This is a genomic window from Georgenia satyanarayanai, from assembly GCF_023715365.1.
GTDB classification, from domain to species: Bacteria; Actinomycetota; Actinomycetes; order Actinomycetales; family Actinomycetaceae; genus Oceanitalea; species Oceanitalea satyanarayanai_B.
On record NZ_JAMBNZ010000005.1, the window covers coordinates 80,568 to 98,384 of the forward strand.

The 17,817-nt window shown below is 73.5% G+C and carries 17 protein-coding genes and 1 other RNA gene; 4 read left to right on the forward strand and 14 right to left on the reverse strand.

Features of this window, described 5'->3' with window-relative positions; all coding sequences use genetic code 11:
• Positions 1-33: 33 nt before the first annotated feature.
• The 10 genes from M3148_RS08145 to M3148_RS08190 form a co-directional block, all read right to left on the reverse strand.
• Positions 34-1,050, reverse strand: coding sequence for a putative FMN-dependent luciferase-like monooxygenase (locus M3148_RS08145; RefSeq protein ID WP_251304178.1), 1,017 nt, complete (start codon positions 1,048-1,050; stop codon positions 34-36).
• Entirely contained in the window at positions 1,047-1,652 is a 606-nt protein-coding gene (locus M3148_RS08150) for an alkylhydroperoxidase domain protein (RefSeq protein WP_251304179.1), read from the reverse strand. The genes M3148_RS08145 and M3148_RS08150 overlap by 4 nt, the downstream gene beginning before the upstream one ends.
• Complete coding sequence (locus tag M3148_RS08155; RefSeq protein ID WP_251304180.1) at positions 1,649-2,284, reverse strand: CMD domain protein; 636 nt, start codon at positions 2,282-2,284, stop codon at positions 1,649-1,651. The genes M3148_RS08150 and M3148_RS08155 overlap by 4 nt, the downstream gene beginning before the upstream one ends.
• Positions 2,281-3,894: a dipeptide ABC transporter ATP-binding protein gene (locus M3148_RS08160; protein ID WP_251304181.1), complete on the reverse strand. Its 1,614-nt coding sequence runs from the start codon at positions 3,892-3,894 to the stop codon at positions 2,281-2,283. The genes M3148_RS08155 and M3148_RS08160 overlap by 4 nt, the downstream gene beginning before the upstream one ends.
• Positions 3,891-4,769 carry an ABC transporter permease gene (locus M3148_RS08165; RefSeq protein WP_251304182.1) on the reverse strand — a complete coding sequence of 293 codons (879 nt, stop codon included), beginning with the start codon at positions 4,767-4,769 and terminating at the stop codon, positions 3,891-3,893. Before M3148_RS08165 ends, M3148_RS08160 begins: the two co-directional genes overlap by 4 nt.
• Positions 4,766-5,779, reverse strand: a complete 1,014-nt coding sequence (locus tag M3148_RS08170) for an ABC transporter permease (protein WP_251304183.1) — start codon at positions 5,777-5,779, stop codon at positions 4,766-4,768. Before M3148_RS08170 ends, M3148_RS08165 begins: the two co-directional genes overlap by 4 nt.
• Entirely contained in the window at positions 5,776-7,407 is a 1,632-nt protein-coding gene (locus M3148_RS08175) for a TIGR04028 family ABC transporter substrate-binding protein (RefSeq protein WP_251304184.1), read from the reverse strand. Before M3148_RS08175 ends, M3148_RS08170 begins: the two co-directional genes overlap by 4 nt.
• 155 nt (positions 7,408-7,562) lie before the next feature.
• A complete protein-coding gene (locus M3148_RS18135; RefSeq protein WP_251304185.1) occupies positions 7,563-8,450 on the reverse strand; it encodes a CAP domain-containing protein in 888 nt (295 codons plus the stop codon).
• Between the two features lie 194 nt (positions 8,451-8,644).
• Complete coding sequence (locus tag M3148_RS08185; RefSeq protein WP_251304186.1) at positions 8,645-9,322, reverse strand: response regulator; 678 nt, start codon at positions 9,320-9,322, stop codon at positions 8,645-8,647.
• A 23-nt stretch (positions 9,323-9,345) separates the two neighbouring features.
• Positions 9,346-10,581, reverse strand: a complete 1,236-nt coding sequence (locus tag M3148_RS08190) for a sensor histidine kinase (protein ID WP_251304187.1) — start codon at positions 10,579-10,581, stop codon at positions 9,346-9,348.
• Positions 10,582-10,716: 135 nt separating this feature from the next.
• On the opposite strand from M3148_RS08190, the gene M3148_RS08195 reads away from it, so the two are divergent.
• A complete protein-coding gene (locus M3148_RS08195; protein WP_251304188.1) occupies positions 10,717-11,415 on the forward strand; it encodes a DUF4352 domain-containing protein in 699 nt (232 codons plus the stop codon).
• Between the two features lie 49 nt (positions 11,416-11,464).
• On the opposite strand, the gene M3148_RS08200 is transcribed toward M3148_RS08195, so the two are convergent.
• Positions 11,465-11,878 (reverse strand): pilus assembly protein CpaE, encoded by a 414-nt coding sequence (locus M3148_RS08200; RefSeq protein WP_251304189.1) that lies wholly within the window; start codon positions 11,876-11,878, stop codon positions 11,465-11,467.
• Entirely contained in the window at positions 11,875-12,732 is an 858-nt protein-coding gene (locus tag M3148_RS08205; RefSeq protein ID WP_251304190.1) for a DUF72 domain-containing protein, read from the reverse strand. The genes M3148_RS08200 and M3148_RS08205 overlap by 4 nt, the downstream gene beginning before the upstream one ends.
• 120 nt (positions 12,733-12,852) lie before the next feature.
• Between M3148_RS08205 and M3148_RS08210 the strand changes: the two genes are divergently transcribed.
• The 3 genes from M3148_RS08210 (at position 12,853) to M3148_RS08220 (ending at position 16,824) form a co-directional block, all read left to right on the forward strand.
• Positions 12,853-15,000 carry an HNH endonuclease signature motif containing protein gene (locus M3148_RS08210; RefSeq protein WP_251304191.1) on the forward strand — a complete coding sequence of 716 codons (2,148 nt, stop codon included), beginning with the start codon at positions 12,853-12,855 and terminating at the stop codon, positions 14,998-15,000.
• A gap of 98 nt (positions 15,001-15,098) precedes the next feature.
• Positions 15,099-15,974 (forward strand): alpha/beta hydrolase, encoded by an 876-nt coding sequence (locus tag M3148_RS08215; protein ID WP_251304192.1) that lies wholly within the window; start codon positions 15,099-15,101, stop codon positions 15,972-15,974.
• A 64-nt stretch (positions 15,975-16,038) separates the two neighbouring features.
• Positions 16,039-16,824 (forward strand): putative protein N(5)-glutamine methyltransferase, encoded by a 786-nt coding sequence (locus M3148_RS08220; RefSeq protein WP_285883822.1) that lies wholly within the window; start codon positions 16,039-16,041, stop codon positions 16,822-16,824.
• A gap of 89 nt (positions 16,825-16,913) precedes the next feature.
• Here M3148_RS08220 and ssrA read toward each other — a convergent pair.
• Positions 16,914-17,281, reverse strand: a transfer-messenger RNA (tmRNA) gene (gene ssrA, locus M3148_RS08225).
• A gap of 99 nt (positions 17,282-17,380) precedes the next feature.
• A complete protein-coding gene (locus M3148_RS08230; RefSeq protein ID WP_251304194.1) occupies positions 17,381-17,800 on the reverse strand; it encodes a hypothetical protein in 420 nt (139 codons plus the stop codon).
• Between the last annotated feature and the right edge of the window lie 17 nt (positions 17,801-17,817).

Below are 17,817 nucleotides of genomic sequence, written 5' to 3' on the forward strand. Positions count from 1 at the left end.
GACCCCGGCGACCGCCGGGGTCCTGCGTGCGTCTCAGACGGTCGCCAGGGCCGCCGGGATCCAGCCGAGCGCCGGCGCCACCTCCCGCGCGAGGAGCTCCACCGAGCGGAGCACCTCCCGGTGGGGCGGGTCGACGGAGTGGACCTGGAAGGACAGGTGGGTCGCCCGCGCGACGGCTGGGTCGGCGAGCAGCCCCGCCGTGACGGTGGCGGGCGTCCCGACGTGCGAGTCGGTCGCCGCGACGAGCTCGGCGGTGGACAGGCCCACGGCCGGCCGGCCCGTCATCCGCTCGACGAGGGGCGCGACCCTCCGCAGGCCGGTCTCGGCGAGCTCGGCGGCCCGCCGCTCGTCATTGGTGACGACGACGGTGCGGGCCACGCTGATGCGGGGCTCGACCCCGGCCGGGAGGTGCTCGAGGTAGGCGTCGACGAGCCGGTCCTGGAGGGAGCCCAGCGCCAGGCCTGGCTCCTCCGCCGGACGCGGCTGGGTGCGCGAGAGCATGAGCCCGTGGCCGCGCCGCCCCGCCTCCACCGCCCACGGCTCGGAGAAGGTCCCGATCCACACGCGCTCGGCGAGCGTTCCCGCCGGCGGGTACAGCGCCCGCCCCTCCGCGACCGGCTCCCCTCGCAGGGCGGCCTCGAGCCGGTCGAGCTTGGCCGCGAACACCGCGTGCCGGTCGGCGACGTCCAGGCCGAGAGCCGCGAAGGCGCCCGGTGAGCCGCCGGAGGCGAGGCCCAGCTCCACCCGTCCCCTGCTCAGGTGGTCGAGGACGGCGGCGTCCTCCGCCACGCGCACCGGGTCCTCGAGGGCGAGGGTGACGACACCGGTGGTGAGCCGCACCCGGGAGGTGAGCGCGGCCGCGTGGGCGAGGAGGACGAGGGGCGAGGGCAGCCCGCCCTCGCGGCCGTCCAGGTGGTGCTGCGCGACGGCGACGGCGTCGAAGCCGGCGGCCTCGGCCGCGCGGACCTGCTCCAGCGCCAGCCGGTAGCGCTCGGCCGGCGGGGCGTCGTCGAGCACCCGGGTGAAGAAGCCGAGCTGCGGGCGGCTCATGACCGGCTCCGGGTGGGGACCTCAGGCTCCCCGAGGGAGAGCATGAGCCGGTTCGCCCAGCCGAAGAAGGCGGCGCCGCCGATGACGTCGAGGATCTCGTCGTCGCCCAGACCCGCGGCGCGCAGCCGCTCGACGTGCGCGGGGCCGAAGCGGACCGGCGTCGCCGTCAGTGCCTCGGCGGCGGCGACGATCGCCTCCCACCGCTCCCCGAGCTCGGCGCTCGTCCCCTCGTCGAGCAGCCGGTCGACGTCCTCGGGCCGTCCGGAGAGCCGAGCCGCGGCGCGGGCGTGGACGGAGGCGCAGAACACGCAACCGTTGACGCGGGACGCCGCCGCCGCCGCGAGCTCACGCTCGGCCCGCGGCAGGCCGCCGTCCTCGGTGTAGAAGATGTCGTTGTCCAGCCGCGTGCGTGCGCCCAGGAGCTCGGGGTCCCGGGCGAGGAGCCGGAAGTAGGCGAAGTCCGCCCGCGCCGGCTCGATGAGCCCCGCGTAGTGACGCTCGGCGAGCTCCTCCTTGGCGAGCGGCTCGAGCCACGGCACCCAGCCCAGGGGCTCGCGCGTAAAGGCCTCAGGACGGTGGAGCTCGGGGTGGTCGTGGATCATCGCGAGGCTCCCGGGGTGGCGTGGAGGACGGACAGGCCGGCGGTTGCGCGCAGCTGGTAGGTGAGGAACGCGACGAGCTGGGACAGGGTGACGGTCCCGCTCGCGGTCCAGCCGGCGGCGGCGAGGCGCTCGAGCGCGGCCGGGCGGGCGTCACGCGGGTGCAGGACGAGCAGCCGGGCGTGCTCGACGGCGGCCGACAACGGCTCGCCCAGCACCTCGCGCGCGACAACGCGGTAGCCGGGCACGGGGACGGACTCCACGGCCAGCCCGGGCTCCCGGTACGTCCCGGCCGGGCCGGTGACGGCGGCCGTCCCGGCCTCGGCCACGAGCGTGGCCGCGAGCGCGTCCGACCCTCCGGCGCCCAGCAGCGCCCGGCGGTAGTGGGACACCGCCCGCTCGTCGCGGTGCAGGCCCGCCACGAAGAGGGCGACGGCGAGCCGGTCGAGGACGGACACCCCGCCGTCGTCGTCGGGCGCGAAGAGCAGCCGGTAGGCGAGCTGGGCGTTCTCCCGCGCGGCGGGCCGCAGGTCGCGCAGCGCGTCCACGGCGCCGCCGGCGGGGATCGCGGCGAGCTCGCGCAGGACGTCGGCGCTCACCTCCGGGGCGCGGGTGTGGTCGAGGACGTGGGTCATGACTCTCTCCTGGTGGCGTGGGCCGCGGGGACGGCGTCGAGCAGCTCGCGGGTGTACTCGCTGCGCGGGGCGTGGAAGATCTCGGCGGTCGTGCCGCTCTCGACCACACGGCCGCGCTGCATGACGGTGACGGTGTCGGAGACCTGGCGGACGACGCCGAGGTCGTGGGAGATGAACAGGTAGGTGAGGCCGCGCTCGCGCTGCAGCTCGGAGAGCAGGTCGAGGATCTGCGCCTGCACGCTGACGTCGAGGGCGGAGACGGGCTCGTCGAGGACGACGACGCCCGGGTCCAGCACGAGCGCCCGGGCGATCGCCACGCGCTGGCACTGCCCGCCGCTGAGCTCGCGTGGCCGCCGCCCGTGCAGCTCCGGCCCCAGGGCGACCCGCTCGAGGAGCGCCGCGGCCGTTGCCGCCCGCTCACGCCGGTTGCCGAGCCGGAAGTTGCGCAGCGGCTCGGCCACGATGTCGAGGACGGTCATCCGGGGGTCGAGGGAGCCGAAGGGGCTCTGGTAGACGAGCTGGACCTGGCGGCGCCACTGGCGGCGCGCCTCCCCGCGCAGCGAGGCGACGTCCGTGCCGTGGACGAGCGCCGTGCCCGCCGACGCCGTCTCCAGGCCGAGCAGGATGCGCGCCGTCGTCGACTTGCCCGAGCCGGACTCCCCGACGACGGCGTGCGTCGTCCCGGCCGGCACGGTGAGGCTGAGGTCGTCCACGGCCCGCACGTGCTGCCCGCCGCGGCCGGTGAAGTCCTTGCGGACGGAGCGCAGCTCGACCGCGGGGACGGCACCGGGCGGCGGCACCGGCGGGGCGGGCCGCAGCGGCGCCGGGTTGAGCGCCGGGGCGTCACGCACGAGGCGCCGGGTGTAGTCGCTGCGGGGAGCGCCCACCACCTCGCTCGCCGTCCCGGAGTCGACGACCCGCCCGCCCTGCATGACGACGATCCGGTCGGCGCGCTCGGCGGCCGCGGCGAGGTCGTGGGTGACGAGGAGGACGCCGGTCCCGTCCTGCGCGCGCAGCTCGTCGAGCAGGTCGAGGATGCGCCGCTGGACGGTGACGTCCAGGGCGCTGGTCGGCTCGTCCGCGATGAGGAGCTGGGGCCGGAGCGCGAGGGCCGCCGCGATGAGCACCCGCTGGCGCATGCCCCCGGAGAGCTCGTGCGGGTAGGCGGCGGCCACGCGCGGCCCGGGCAGGCCCACGCGCTCGAGCAGCTCGGCCACCCGGGCCCGCACCGCGGCCTCGTCCCGCTCCCCGTGCACCCGCAGGGTCTCGGCGACCTGCCAGCCCACGGTCCGCAGCGGGTCGAGGGAGCTGCCCGGGTCCTGCGGCACGAGCCCGATGCGCCGGCCCCGCACGTCCTGCAGCCGCCGGTCCGACCAGCCGCGGATGTCGGTGCCGTGCAGGAGGATCTGTCCCGAGGTGACCGTTGCGCCCGGGGCGAGCAGCCCGAGGACGGCGTGCGCCGTCGTCGTCTTGCCCGAGCCGGTCTCCCCCACCACCGCCACGACCTCCCCCGGCGCGACGGTGAGGCTCACGCCGTCGACGGCGGTGTGCTGCCCGCCCCGGCGGGTGCGGTAGGTGACCGACAGGTCGCGGACGTCGAGGAGGCTCATCGCTCGCTCCCCAGGGAGCGGCTGACCCGGTTCGCCGAGAGGACGACGGCGACGATGACGAGCCCGGGCAGGGTGGTGACCCACCAGGCCGCGGCGAGGAGGTCGCGGCCCTGGGCGATGATCATGCCCCACTCCGGGTCCGGCGGGGTGACGCCGTAGCCGAGGAAGCCGAGGGTGGACAGCGCGAGGATCGCGGTGCCCAGCTGCATCGCCGCGAGCGCGACGACGGGTCGCAGGGAGTTGCGCAGCACGTGGCGCCACAGCACCGACAGGATGCGCCCGCCGCTGCCGTAGGCCGCCTCGACGTACTCGGTGGCACGCACCTGGACGACCTCGGCCCGCACGAGCCGGGCGAAGCCGGCCACCGCGCCGACACCGACGGCGAGCGCCGCGTTGACGGTGCCCGGGCCGAGGAGGACGACGACGGTGAGCGCGAGCAGCAGGCCGGGGATCGCGAGGAGGACGTCGACGACCCGCATGAGGACCTCCTCGACGATCCCGCCGACGGTGCCGGCGACGACCCCGAGCACGGTGCCGGCGGTCAGCCCGACGGCCACGGCGACGAGGGCGCCGGAGAGCGACTCCGACGCGCCGTGGACGACGCGGGAGAACAGGTCGCGCCCGTTGGCGTCCGTGCCGAAGAGGTGCTCCCCGCCGGGGGCCTGGAGTCCCGCGCCGACGCTCGTGTACGCGTCGAAGGGGGCCAGGATCCCGGGCAGCACGGCCCACAGGAGAACGGTGGCGATGACGGCCCAGGCGAGCACGAGGCCGACCGGGACCGCGCGGCGCCTGTGGCGCGCGACGGTTTCGGACTGCGGGGCGAGCGTGACGGGGACCGTGGGCGCCGCGGGGCTCCGGGTGGTCGTCGCGGTCATGTCCGGGCTCCTTCCAGCAGGTTGACGACGGCGGGCGCGGCGACGACGGCGGACGGGGGCGCCGTCGTCGTCCTCGCCCTCCGCAGGCGCGGGTCGAGGACCGGGTAGAGGAGGTCGACGGCGAGGTTGACGGTGACGAAGGCGAGCGCCGCGACAAGGACGATCGCCTGGATCACCGGCAGGTCCTGCGCGGCGACCGCGAGGTTGGTGAGGCGGCCCAGCCCGTCGCGGCCGAAGACGGACTCGGTGACGACCGAGCCGGCGATGAGCTCGGCGACGAGGAGCCCGCTGATCGTCAGCACCGGCAGCAGGGAGTTGCGGGCGGTGTGCCGGCTCAGCGTCCACCAGCGCGAGGCGCCCTTCGCCTCGACGACGTGGACGAAGGGCCGGGTGGCGACGTCGTCGAGGGTGCGCAGGACGATCTGGGCGAGCGGTGCGCTCACCGGGACGGCGAGGGTGAGGACGGGCAGCACGAGCTCCTGCCAGCCCTCGGCCCCGATGACCGGCACCCAGCCGAGCCGGAAGGAGAAGACCTGGAGCAGGACGATGCCGAGCCAGAACGCCGGGACGGACACGAGCAGCGACGGGACCGCGGTGATCGTGTTGTGCAGCCACGGGCTGCGGGCGAAGGTCGCCGCGAGGGCGAGGGCGAGGACGACGGCGATTGCGGCCGCCACGACGAAGGCCAGGGACGCGAGCTGGAGCGTGGCCGGCACGGCGGCCGAGATGCGGTCCAGGACGGGGGTGGCCGTCTCGACGGAGTAGCCCAGGTCCCCCTGCAGCGTCCCCGCCAGGGCGTGGACGTACTGGAGGAGGAGCGGGTCGTCGACGCGGTAGTACTCGCGGATCGCCGCGACCTGGTCGGCGGACAGGCCCAGCTCAGGGTTCTCGAACTTGATGAGGATCCCGTCCCCGGGCAGCGCGCCGAGGAGGAGGAAGGACAGCGTGTAGGCGGCCCACAGGACGAGGAGGGCCTGGCCCACCCGTCCGGCGACGTAGCGGGCGGTCACTGCTCCTCCAGCCACGTGTCGTACAGGCGCAGGCGCCCGACCGGCTCCCACCCCAGGCCGTGGACGTGCGGCCCGGCGGCGTAGGTCTGCGGCATGTCGTACAGCGGGATCGTCAGGGCGTTGTCGAGAAGGTACTCCTGGACCTCGGCCGCCTTCGCGTAGCGCTCCTCCGTGCCGGGCAGCGAGGTGATCTCCTCGAGGAGGCCGTCGAGCGTCTCGTCGGTGGAGAGGAGGTAGTCGCGCTGGCTGCTGTGGAAGGCGCTGTAGAGGACGTCGGGGTCCACGCGCCCGACGTGGCTGATGAGGACGCCGACGTCGACCGGGTCCTGCTGGCGCTGGACGGCGGTGGCGGGATCGGGGAGCTCGATGTGGAGCTTGGCGCCGACCGCCTCCCACTGCTGGGCGACGAGCTCGGCCGTCTCCTGGCCGAGGGGGAAGACCGCTCCGACGATCGTCGTCAGCTCCAGGCGCTGCCCGTCCTTGACGCGGATGCCGTCGGGCCCACGCTTCCAGCCGGCCTCGTCGAGCAGGCGGTTGGCCTCGTCCGGGTCCGCCGTGAGCTTGTCGGACAGGTCGGTGTAGCCGGTGGCTCCGGAGCTGAGCGGTGAGGTGGCCACCGGGTAGTTGTCGGTGAAGAGCGTGTCGACGATCGCGCCGGTGTCCGTCGCCTTGAGCAGCGCCTGGCGGACGGGCAGCTCGGTGAGGACGGGGTTGTCGGGCCGCAGCGCGATCTGGGGGCTGACGCCGTTGGTCTGCGGGGCGTACAGCTGGTAGCCGGCTGCCTCGACCGTCGGCTCGTCGTAGGCCTGGACCGAGCGCACCGCATCCGCCTGGCCGGAGGTGAGGGCGCCGATGCGCACGGAGTCCTCGGGGGTGACGACGATGTGGATCTCGTCGAGGTACGCGCGGCCCTGGTGCTCCTGGTGCGGTGGCGCCCAGTCGTAGTCCTCCCGCGCGGTGAGCGTGTACTCCTGCTCGGGCACCACCTCGGTGACGGTGAAAGGGCCGGTCGCGACGACGTTCTCGAGCTGGCACTGCTCCTCGTAGGGCAGCTCGTAGGTGGCGGGCCCGACGATCGCGGCGCCGACGACGGAGGTCGCCTGGAGGAAGCCGGGCACGGGGGCGTCGAAGGTGAAGGCGACCGTGTGCTCGTCGCGCACCTCGGAGCCGGCGTAGTTCGAGACGAACTCCTGGCTCGCGAGCCCGAGCTCCTCGTCACCGAGCCCGAGGTGGTCGAAGTTCGCCGCGACGTGCTCGGCGGTCAGCGGGGTGCCGTCGGAGAAGGTGACGTCCTCACGCAGGTGGAAGACGTACTCGGTGGCGTCCTCCGAGACTTCCCAGGACTCGGCGAGCCACGGGTGGATCTCGCGGGTCTCGGGATCCTGGAAGGTGAGCTTGTCGGCGATCTGGTTGAGGACGGTGGCGACCGGGTAGTAGCCGGAGCCGCCCGCGTAGAAGCACGTGGGGAACTGGTACTCGAGGAAGGTGAGGGTGCCGCCCTCGCGGGGTGCGCCGTCGTCGGCGGCTGCCTCGCTCGTCGCACCGGGGCTGCCGCTACAGGCGGCGAGGACCAGGGTCGCGGCGGCAGCGGTGGCTGCGGCGAGCGTGCGTCGATGGGAGATGCTCATCGGGGCGGTCCTCTCGGGCGACGGTCGAGCGTTCGGTTGAACGCTTGACCATCAGCGTGGAGGCCGGCCGCCGCCGTGTGAGCCGGAGGTCGGGCGAAATCTCAGCGCGTGAGAAGCGCGGGGCTCATGGCCGCGCGCGATGAGACGGCGCCGGCTCAGCGACCACCGAGGAGGAGGACGGCGTAGGGGCCGCCCGCGCCCATCGCGTAGCCCACGCCCACGTGGGTGTACTTGCTGTTCAGCATGTTGGCCCGGTGGACGCTGGAGTTCTTCCACCAGTCGACCATCCAGCTGGTGATCGCGCTGGAGGACATCGAGGCGCCGCCGGTGTTCCGGACGATGTTCTCGCCGGCCGCGGACCAGCCGCCGCCGATCTGGGACCGGTAGCTCGGGTTGTGCTGGAGGGTCTGGTTGGCGGCCATCCACTCGGCCCAGCCCTGGGCGACCTGGTCGAGCGTGGCGTCGTTACCGAGCGCGTGCAGGCCCTGCTGGGCACGGAAGTCGTTGACCATGGCGCCGATCGCGCCGCGCTCACCGCCCTGGCCGACGGAGACGGCCGCCGCGGGGGCGTCGCCCTCGGCCTCCTCGCTGGTCTCCGCGGCGGGTGCCTGCGCGCGGGACGCGGACCGGCTCGCGGCGGCGGCGGCCTCCTCGCGGGCGGCGGCGGCCTGGCGCGCGGCCTCCTGCTCGGCCACCAGCGCCGCGACGGCGTCGGGGATGTCCTGGATGTCGCCCTTGCTCAGCTCGACGTCGACGTCCATCGGCTCGAGCACGAGGTCCGCGGACCCGGGGACCGTGATGCCGGGGGTGACGCCGTGTCCGGTCTCGAGCCCGAGGGCGGCGAGGTCGGCGCGGGCAGACGAGGCGCCGTCGTCGACGACGGCCGCCGCGCTGACGCCCGCGACGAGGACGACGGCGAGCGCACCGGCCAGACCCGCGCGGTAGCGGCGCTGGAGCGGCGCGGCGACCTGCTCGTACGGTTGCAGCCGCTGCGCGAGACGCTCGACTCGGGACACGGTGCGGTGGGACGACGGCTCGGCCACGACTGGCCCTTCTCACCCCCAGGCTCGTCGGCGCCCGACCGACGGCACACCCGCCACTGGGTCGTCGTCCTCGGGCGGCGGCGGGAGGGGGAGCCGGCCGAGGGCCCCGCGCGGAGGGTTCGCGGGACACGGGCGACACTAACGCGGGGCGCGGCCGAATGTCACGCTTTGGTCACGACGCCGTGGCGAACGCCTCAGTGGTCGCGGGCAGCGCGGAGAAGACCGGCGCGCTCGGCGTGGACGGCGACCTGCACACGGTTTCGCACCCCGAGCTTGGTCTGGATGGTGGCAAGGTGCGCCTTGACCGTGGCGGCAGAGACGAAGAGCTGCGCGGCGACCTCGGCGTTGCTCAGCCCGTGGCCGACAGCGACGGCGACGTCCCGCTCCCGCTCGGTGAGCGCCGCCATCACGGCCTGCGCCTCCTGGCGGGCCTGGCCGTCGCCACCGCGCGTGTAGTGGTCCAGCACCTGCCTGGTGCTGCGCGGGGAGAGCACGGCGTCACCGGCGACGACGGCCTTGACAGCCCCGATGATCTCCGAGGGCGAGGAGGACTTGAGGAGGAAGCCCTCGGCGCCCGCCTCGAGGCTGCGGAGCACGGCGTCGTCGACGTCCCAGGTGGTGAGGGAGATGACGTGGGGCGCCCGCGACAGCGCCCGCACCGCGCGTGTTGCCGCGATCCCGTCGAGGCGGGGCATGCGCAGGTCCATGAGGACGACGTCGGGCGCGTGCCGCTGGACGGCCTCGACGACCTCGTCGCCGTCACCGGCCTCGCCGACGACCTCGAGGACAGGGTCGCTGCTCAGGAGGAGCCGAAGCCCCGTGCGCACGAGCGGGTCGTCGTCGACCAGCAGGATGCGGTGGGCCTCGGGCATGCCGTCATCGTAGGCGGCGCAGGTCAGACGGCTGCCTCGCGCCACGGCAGGCGGACGGTGACGCGGAAGGTGCGGCCGTCGTCGTCCAGGCCGTAGGCGAGGTCCCCGCCGAGCAGCTCGACGCGTTCGGCGATGCCGCGCAGGCCCTGCCCGCCCCCGACGTGCCCGCTCGGCTCATAGGGGTTGCGGGCGTCGATGTGCATGCCGGCGCTCGGGCTGCCGGTGACGTCGAGGCGCACCGGCCGGCCCTCCGCGTGTCGGCGGGCGTTGGTGAGCAGCTCCTGGACGATGCGGTAGACCGCACGGGCGAGGGCGGGGTCCGCCCGCTCCGCGCCGTCGATGTACACCGAGGAGCTCACGGGGAGCCCGGCGTCGACGCTCTCGCCGATCATCGTAGGGAGGTCGACGAGCGAGAGGTCCGGCTCCGCGGGCTCGGCGCTCAGCGGCTCGTTGAGCATGGCGAGCAGGGAGCGCAGGTCCGCCATCGACTTCGCTGCACCCTCGCGGACGAGGCGGGCGCTCTCTCGGAGCTGGCCGTCGGGCGGCGCGTGGGCCTCCAGGGCACCGGCATGGAGGTTGAGCAGGGAGAGTCGGTGGCCGAGGACGTCGTGCACCTCCCGGCCGATGCGCTCGCGCTCGCGCTGACGGGCCAGCTGGTCGTCCAGGCGGTCGGTCCGCTGTTCGGCGGCGCTCACCTGGCCGGCGGACACCTCGGCCTGCCGGTTCGCGCGGACGGCGAGCCCCGCCCCCACCGCTCCGGCCATGCCGAGCGCGAGGAAGAGGGGCGCGACCCACCACCCGAGCGCGACAACGGTGCCGGGCTCGGCTCCCGCGGGCGCGAGGAGCGTCTTGATGAGGGAGGAGCCCGACGTGCGTCCGGCCGCGTCCCGGACAACGGTCACGGCCGTGGCCACCGCGACGGCCACCGTCGTCCACCACACGTCGCGCCCGCGCCGGCGGGAGATGAGCGACCCGAGGGCGACGAGCGCCGTCCAGCTCCCCACCGGCAGCACCACCGCGGTGGCGGCGGCGGTCAGTGTCACGGCGTAGGGCGCACGTCGTCGCCACAAGAGGACCAGCGGGAGACCGAGGGAGACGAAGAACCCGAGCAGCACGAGAAGGACCGCGCCGTCCTCCGCGCGCTGGCCGGTCTCGGAAAAGACGAAGCTCGTCAGCGACATGAGCGCGCACAGCGTGCCCCACAGGACGGTGCGCCACCACGGCGCAGGCCGCGCCGGGACCTGCGCTCGTCGCTCCATGGGCACACCGTATTCACCGCCGGACCGTGCCGGCACCGCCGACCGGCCAGTGTCACCCCGCGCGGGCCTGGCCGATCGGCTGGGGAACGGTAGGCAGTCGGCCGATGTGGCGACGCTGCCCGGTCGAGTTCGCTGGTGGTCACACGCCCCACCACCCAGGAGGACACGATGAACCACACCGACGGCCAGACTTTCCCGCACGGCCCCGGCGCCTACGCCACCCCCGGCACGCCACAGGTGCCCGAGCCGCCGAAGCAGAAGAGCTGGTTCGCCCGGCACAAGATCCTCACCGCGATCCTCGTGCTCGTCGTCCTCGCCGTGGCAGGGACCGCGCTCGGTGGCGGGGAGGAGGCGCCGTCGTCGGGAACCGCATCGGAGGCGCCCGCGGAGGAGGCTGCCGAGCCGACGGCCGACAACGCCGCACCCGCCGAGGACGCCGCGGGCGTCGGTGACGCCGTGCGTGACGGAAAGTTCGAGTTCACCGTCACCGAGGTCGAGACGGGCGTCAGCGAGGTGGGCGACGAGTTCCTCAGCGAGCAGGCGCAGGGCCAGTTCGTGCTCGTCCACATGACGGTGAGCAACATCGGCGACGAGGCGCAGATGCTCGACGGCAGCAACCAGACGCTCGTCGACGACCAGGGCCGCGAGCACTCGGCCAACGGGTCGGCGGCCATCTACCTCGACGGCTCCCAGACGTTCCTCAACGACATCAACCCCGGCAACTCGGTCGAGGGCATCGTCGTCTTCGACATCCCTGCCGACGCCCAGCCCGCCGCCATCGAGCTGCACGACTCGATGTTCTCCGGCGGCGTCACGGTCAGGCTCACGGACTGACCCCAAGATCCACGGTCCGGAGCCTCCTGCCAGGGCTCCGGGCCGTGCACTACGCCGAGACCGCGCGCTCCACGAGCTCGAGGAGCGCGGCGGCGTAGGCATCCTCGACGTCGGCGGCGCGGTGGGTGGCGGCTGCGCCGTCCGTGCCGGCGGTCGTCACGACGTACTCGCCGTCCACCCGCTCGAGCCCGCGGAACGTACCACCGAGGTACTCGCGCAGCTGGTCCTCCCGGGGCAGCCACAGGGCGTCGTCCTGGTCGACGTTGTCCAGCGCCCACTCGGTGGTCCCGTTGAAGTTGAGCACGGTGCCGGTGTCGTAGGTCCGGGCCTCGATGACCATGTGGGAGAGGATGAAGACGTCCTCGGAAAGCTCCTCCGCCTTGATGCGGAACCGGTCGCCAGGTGCGGGGTCCCAGCGCAGTCCGGCGGCTTCGAGCTCACGGGCGAGACGGTCGCTGATCATCCACCCAGTGTGCCGACCGTGGCGGCGGGGCGCTCAGCGATGTCCGCGAGCATGTCGGTGAGCGCGAGCGCGTCGAAGGGCGCCCGCACCTTCGCGTCGTTGTCGAAGTAGACGACGACGTCGTGCCCCACCTCGTACCAGGCCCTCACCTTCGCGGCCCACGACCGGAGCGCCGGCTCGTCGTAGCCGCTCACGTACAGCTCGGTCGCGCCGTGGAGGCGCACATAGACGAGGCTCGCCGTGACGTCCTCGAACACGGGCCAGGTCTCTCCACCGTCGGAGACGACGAGGCCGACGTCGTGCTCCGCGAGCAGCCGCAGGAAGGCCGGGTCCACGAAGCTCGCGTGCCGCACCTCCAGGGCGTGTCGCAGGGGCCGGTCCGTGTCCGTCGTCGTCCAGGCGCGGCCGTCCAGGCGCTCGTCGTGCCGCTCGCCGAGCAGAGCGGCCTGGGTGGTGCTCCTCGGGAGCGCCTCGAGGAATCCCGCGACCCTGTCGACGTCGAGCTGCTGACGTGCCGGCAGCTGCCAGAGGAACGGGCCGAGCCGGTCCTCGAGCGCGAGCACGCCCGAGGCGAAGAAGTTGGCCAGCGGCACCTCGACGTCACGCAGCGCCTTGAAGTGCGTGATGAACCGGCCGCCCTTGACCGCGAAGCTGAAGCCGGGCGGCGTGCTCTCGCGCCAGCGCGCGTAGGACTCCGGCCGCTGGAGGGAGTAGAAGGAGCCGTTGAGCTCGACCGTGGGGAAGGTCTGGCCGATGTACTCGAGCTCCCGGCGCTGAGCGAGCCCGGGAGGGTAGAAGTCTCCGCGCCAGGGGGCGTACCTCCACCCGGACACGCCGATCCGCACCTCGGCCATGGGAGCGAGTGTAGGAATGTGCCCGCCGGCCCGCCTGTCGGTGGCGCGGAGACCGCGGTCCACACCCCTTGTCGCCCGAACGTATGTTCGATACCATAGTGGCAGAAGGGGGTGACGGCGATGGCCAGTCGGACGTCCGGGATATCCGCCGCTGACGATGGCAACCGCGCGCTCCTCGTCGCGAGGACCACCTTCGCGGAGGTCCTCTCCCCTGACTTTGCCGGTCTGGCGTTCCGGCCCGTCAGCCGGCCGGAGCAGACCGCCGCCCCCACACCCTCCGGCCCGACGCCCGGTCCCGGTGAGGCGCCGTCCCTGCCGCCGGCAGCGGCGGACGAGGAGCCACCGGGGTGGCCCGGCAGCCTTCTCGCGGAGCTCCTCCCTCAACCCGGTGCCCTCGGGGACTATCTCGAGCCGCTGGCCCCGAGCGAGCGGCTGGCCACGCTGCTCGCGGCGATCGATCCCGAGGACGTGGACGACTTCTCCCTCGTCGAGGTCGTCGCCGCCCACAAGCGCATGGAAGCGTGGTCCGCGGCCCAGGCCGCCCGCGCCGCCGCCGTGCTCGCCGAGCGCGACTCGGTCAACCCCACCTGGCCCGGTGACATCCCCGGCCGCACCCGCGGAGAGTGCCTCGTGGGCCAGGAGCTATCCATGCGGCTACGGATCACCAAGCAGGCCGCCGTCAAGATGGCCACCTGCGGCCGCGCCTTCGGTGGCATGTTCGAACCCACCGGCGAGCTCCTCGACCAAGGCCTCATCGACTGGCCCCGCGCCCAAGCCATCGTCACCAGGCTGATCGACCTGCCCGCCGAGGTCGCCCTCGCCGCCCAGTGGGAAGTCCTGCCCAAAGCACCCGGCCGCACCCTTCGCCAGCTCAACGACGACCTCGACAAAGCCGTCATCGCCGTCGACCCCGACTCCGCCGACGACCGCCACAAGACTGCCCGCCAAAAGCGCTGCGTCTACCACCCCCGCCCCCTGCCCGACGGCATGGCCATGCTCTCCGCCCGCCTCCCCGCCGCCGACGCCATCGCCATGGACCTGGCCCTGGACGCCTCCGCCCGCGCCGCCAAGAACACCGGCGACACCCGCACCCTGGACCAGCTCAGAGCCGACAGCCTCGCCCTCATGGCCCACACCGCCCTGGCCCTGGGCTTCATCGGACCCGGCGCCCACCTCCACTGCCCCTGCGGCTGCCAAGACACCGCCGCAGACGGCAGCACCCCTGCAACACCGGCCGCAAAGTCTCAGCCGGACATTGCGCCACCACCGGACCCTGCCGGCCCGCCGGATACCGCCGACACTCTGCCGCCGAGTACCGAACCGCCAGACGCCACCGACGACTCTCCACCGGTCCAGTCCCCGCCCGAAGCGGCGCCGCCGCTCGCCGATGAGCCCACCGCACCATCTCCGACCTCACCACCACCCCATATCGCGGACGGGCCACCCCTGCCCGGTCACCGGCTGCCCGGGTGCGCCCTGCCCACCATCCGCGTCGGGATGATCGGCGGCGGACGAGCCGACATCAACGTCCTCGTCCCCATCACCGTCCTGCAGCCCGAACCGCGCGACCCGGGCACCACCGCCCTGGACCGCGAGCCCGAGCCCGTCGCCGAGCTCGACGGCTACGGACCCATCCCACCCGTCATCGCCCGCGCCCTGGCCGCCGGTGGCACCTGGCGCCGCCTGCTCACCGACCCCGTCACCGGGCAGGTCCTCGATGTCGGACGCACCCGCTACCAGCCCCCCGCCGCGATCGCCGACCACGTCCGCTACCGCGACCGCACCTGCATCCGCCCCGGCTGCACCCACCCCGCCCGCACCGCCGACCTCGACCACATCCACGAATGGAAAGACGGCGGCGCCACCTCCGCCGACAACCTCGGACCCCAGTGCACCAGCGACCACCGCGCCAAGACCATCGGCGCCTACACCGTCGCCCACGCCACCGACCGCACCTACGCCTGGACCACCCCCACCGGCCACGGCTACCTCCGCCGCCCCGACGGCACCACCATCACCCTCCCCCGCCACACCGCCCACACCCTGCGCGAGCTCGTCAAGGACTCCGAACGCCACCACCGCCCCGTCGCCCCCCAGCTCGTCGACGCGATGCTCGCCGCCATCTCCCTCGGGGAGGACCCTCTCAGCCACTGGGTGGCACCCCACGCGGACCCTTCGTCGGGACAGGATCGGGAGGGCCGGGAGCGGACGTGGGCCCTGGAGGATGGCCCGGAGCAGGCGTGGGCCCCGGAGGAGCCGCCGTTCTAGGAGCGGCCACCGCCGGCGATGAGTTCCGTGGCGATGACTGGTCGGTAGGAGGCAGTGGGCCGCTCTGGCCACCACCACCGACCCGAGGAGCACACGAGATGACCACGACGACCGCCGAGACCCGCACGTTGGACGTGCCCGGCGCGACCCTCACCTACGACGTCCGCGGTCCCCTTCCGACCGCCGACGGCGCTCCCCCGCTCGTGCTCATCGGTCAGCCCATGGACGCTGTCGGCTTCACCACGCTCGCCTCGTTCTTCACCGACCGGACCGTCATCACGTACGACCCCCGCGGCCTGGGGCGCAGCACCCGCAGCGACGGCAGCCTGGTGCAGACTCCCGAGCAGCAGGCCGACGACGTCCACCGGCTCATCACCGAGCTGGGCGCCGGGCCGGTCGAGCTCCTCGGCAGCAGCGGCGGTGCCGTGACCGCGCTGTGCCTTGCGGCGACCCACCCCGGCGACGTGCGCACCGTCGTCGCGCACGAGCCGCCGGCCCTGCCCCTCCTCCCGGACGCCGACCGCGCCTTCGGGGCCTGGGGACGCGTGCAGTCCACGTACAACGCGCGCGGCTGGGGCTGGGGCATGGCCGCCTTCATCGCCATGACCTCCTGGCAGGGCGAGTTCCCGGAGGGCTTCGGCACCGAGACCCCCGACCCCGCGATGTTCGGCATGCCGACAGAGGACGACGGCTCGCGGGACGACCCGCTGCTGTCCGACGTCGCGTCGGCGATCGTCCGCTACCAGCCCGACATCGCCGCGCTCAAGGCCTCCTCGGCACGGGTCGTGCCGGCGGCCGGGATCGAGAGCAAGGGGGCGATGACGTGGCGCACGAGCGAGTCGTTGGCCGCGCAGCTCGGCGTCGAGCTCGCTGTCTTCCCCAGCGGGCACAGCGGCTTCATGGGCGGGGAGTACGGCCAGACCGGCGAGCCGGAGGCCTTTGCCGCCACGCTGCGCGAGGTGCTCGCTGGTTGAGCAGCTCGATCCGGCACCAGAAAAACACGAGGACCGGGCGCACGGACGGTGGGATGCTTCGGGGATGCTGACCGCTGTCGCACAGCGCCTCGCATCGGCCGGATGTGTCAGGCCGATGGCTGAGGCCGTGGTCCTCGTCGACAGCGCCACGACGGAGGGCGAGCTCGACACCATGGTCACGCGCCGCGAGCGCGGCGAGCCTCTCGAGCACATCGTCGGCTGGGCGGAGTTCCGCGGACGTCGCTACGTCGTCGGACCGGCCGTCTTCGTGCCGCGGGCGCGGAGCGAGCTCCTCGTGGAGGAGGCAGCGTCCCTGGTCCGGTGCACGGCGGGAGAGGGACGGGACGTCGTCGTCGTCGACCTCTGCTGCGGAGTCGGTGCCGTCGGTGGGAGCCTCGCGGCCGAGCTGCCGCAGGTGCGCCTGTACGCCACCGACATCGATCCGCGGGCAGTCGAATACGCCGCCCGCAACCTCGGTCCCCTGGGCGGCACCGTCTACCAGGGGGACCTGTTCGCTCCACTCCCGCGCCGGCTGCGGCGCCGGGTCGACGTGCTCGCCGCCAGCCCTCCGTACGTCCCGACCGGGCAGTTCGCACTGCTGGCGGCGCAGGCGCGTGACTTCGAGCCGTCACAGGCGCTCGACGGCGGAATCGACGGTCTCGACCTGGTCGACCGGATCGGGCGAGGAGCGGAACAGTGGCTGGCGCGGAGCGGGTGCCTCGCCCTCGAGGTGGCGGCGAGCCAGCTCGACCGGGTGGAGCGGATCCTCTCCGACCTCGGGTACGCGGTGCGCACGGTGGTCTCCGAGCAGGACGGCTCAGCCGTCGCTCTCGCACGACGCGTGGTGTGACGGCGACGGCGGCCCGTCAGCCCGCGAACCGCCCGGGTCCGGACATGCCGAAGGCCGCCTCCGTGGGAGGCGGCCCTCGGGCACAGGGATGGTGGAGATGGCGGGAATCGAACCCGCGTCCGACGGCGCAGAACCAGAGCTTCTCCGGGTGCAGTCTGCTGCGATTTTCTCGGCCCCAGCTGTCACGCAGACAAGCAGCTGACAGGCCCAGTCACCTGGAAGTCCCCGTAGCCCCGGTGACGAGGGCTACGAGCAGTGGCTCTCTAGCTGACGCCAGGAACCGGGTCGAGAGCTAACCCGGGCTGACGGACTTACGCGGCTCGCTCAGGCGGCGAGGGCGAAGTCGGTGCGCTTGGAATCGGCACCTATTGGTTTGCAGAGGGCGTTATCGAGATAACTCTGCATCCTCGACCCGCTTCCTCTGGCACGACGTCCGTCGTCGAAACCGATCATCCCCTGTGGAGTTGTCAATCACCGGCCGGAGCCGGCTGACCCATCATACGTCCCAACCGGACCCGAGTCAGATCTATTCCGGCCGGGCGACATCGGGCGGCGGCTACTTCTTGCGCGAGGTGAGCGCGTCGATGACGAGCCCGAGCCCGATACCGAGCAGCCATACGTCCTTGGCGATCCCCGTGCCGTCGCCCGTGGGACGGATGCCGTCCTCCTGCGTCATGCCCGGGGTCTTGAGGTACATGCGGACCAGGCCCGCGGAGAACGCCGTGAGGCCCAGCCCGGCCAGGCCGCTGGGGACGATGGGCAGCAGCAGCGCCGCGCCGAGTGCGGTCTCCGCGGTGCTGATGAGCTTGCCGAAGTCCTGCGGGGACATGTCCTTGAGCTGGGGCACCGCGTTCGCGCCCATCGCCTGCAGCCCGGCAGCCGACTCCTCGTCAAGGCCGCGCTTGCTCAGGCCGGAGTTGAGGATGAAGGCCCCCGCGGCCAAGCGCGGCGGGACGTGGCGGAGCTTGATCGACATGGCAGTTCCCTTGCTCG

Bases quoted from the DNA above. Each gene is read 5' to 3' on its own strand.
- M3148_RS08200 (WP_251304189.1), bottom strand. From the start codon at position 11,878: ATGATCAGCGACCGTCTCGCCCGTGAGCTCGAAGCCGCCGGACTGCGC.
- M3148_RS08150 (WP_251304179.1), bottom strand. From the start codon at position 1,652: ATGATCCACGACCACCCCGAGCTCCACCGTCCTGAGGCCTTTACGCGC.
- M3148_RS08160 (WP_251304181.1), bottom strand. From the start codon at position 3,894: ATGAGCCTCCTCGACGTCCGCGACCTGTCGGTCACCTACCGCACCCGC.
- M3148_RS08190 (WP_251304187.1), bottom strand. From the start codon at position 10,581: ATGGAGCGACGAGCGCAGGTCCCGGCGCGGCCTGCGCCGTGGTGGCGC.
- M3148_RS08230 (WP_251304194.1), bottom strand. From the start codon at position 17,800: ATGTCGATCAAGCTCCGCCACGTCCCGCCGCGCTTGGCCGCGGGGGCC.
- M3148_RS08145 (WP_251304178.1), bottom strand. From the start codon at position 1,050: ATGAGCCGCCCGCAGCTCGGCTTCTTCACCCGGGTGCTCGACGACGCC.
- M3148_RS08215 (WP_251304192.1), top strand. From the start codon at position 15,099: ATGACCACGACGACCGCCGAGACCCGCACGTTGGACGTGCCCGGCGCG.
- M3148_RS08175 (WP_251304184.1), bottom strand. From the start codon at position 7,407: ATGAGCATCTCCCATCGACGCACGCTCGCCGCAGCCACCGCTGCCGCC.
- M3148_RS08165 (WP_251304182.1), bottom strand. From the start codon at position 4,769: ATGACCGCGACGACCACCCGGAGCCCCGCGGCGCCCACGGTCCCCGTC.
- M3148_RS08205 (WP_251304190.1), bottom strand. From the start codon at position 12,732: ATGGCCGAGGTGCGGATCGGCGTGTCCGGGTGGAGGTACGCCCCCTGG.
- M3148_RS08220 (WP_285883822.1), top strand. From the start codon at position 16,039: ATGCTGACCGCTGTCGCACAGCGCCTCGCATCGGCCGGATGTGTCAGG.
- M3148_RS08210 (WP_251304191.1), top strand. From the start codon at position 12,853: ATGGCCAGTCGGACGTCCGGGATATCCGCCGCTGACGATGGCAACCGC.
- M3148_RS08155 (WP_251304180.1), bottom strand. From the start codon at position 2,284: ATGACCCACGTCCTCGACCACACCCGCGCCCCGGAGGTGAGCGCCGAC.
- M3148_RS08185 (WP_251304186.1), bottom strand. From the start codon at position 9,322: ATGCCCGAGGCCCACCGCATCCTGCTGGTCGACGACGACCCGCTCGTG.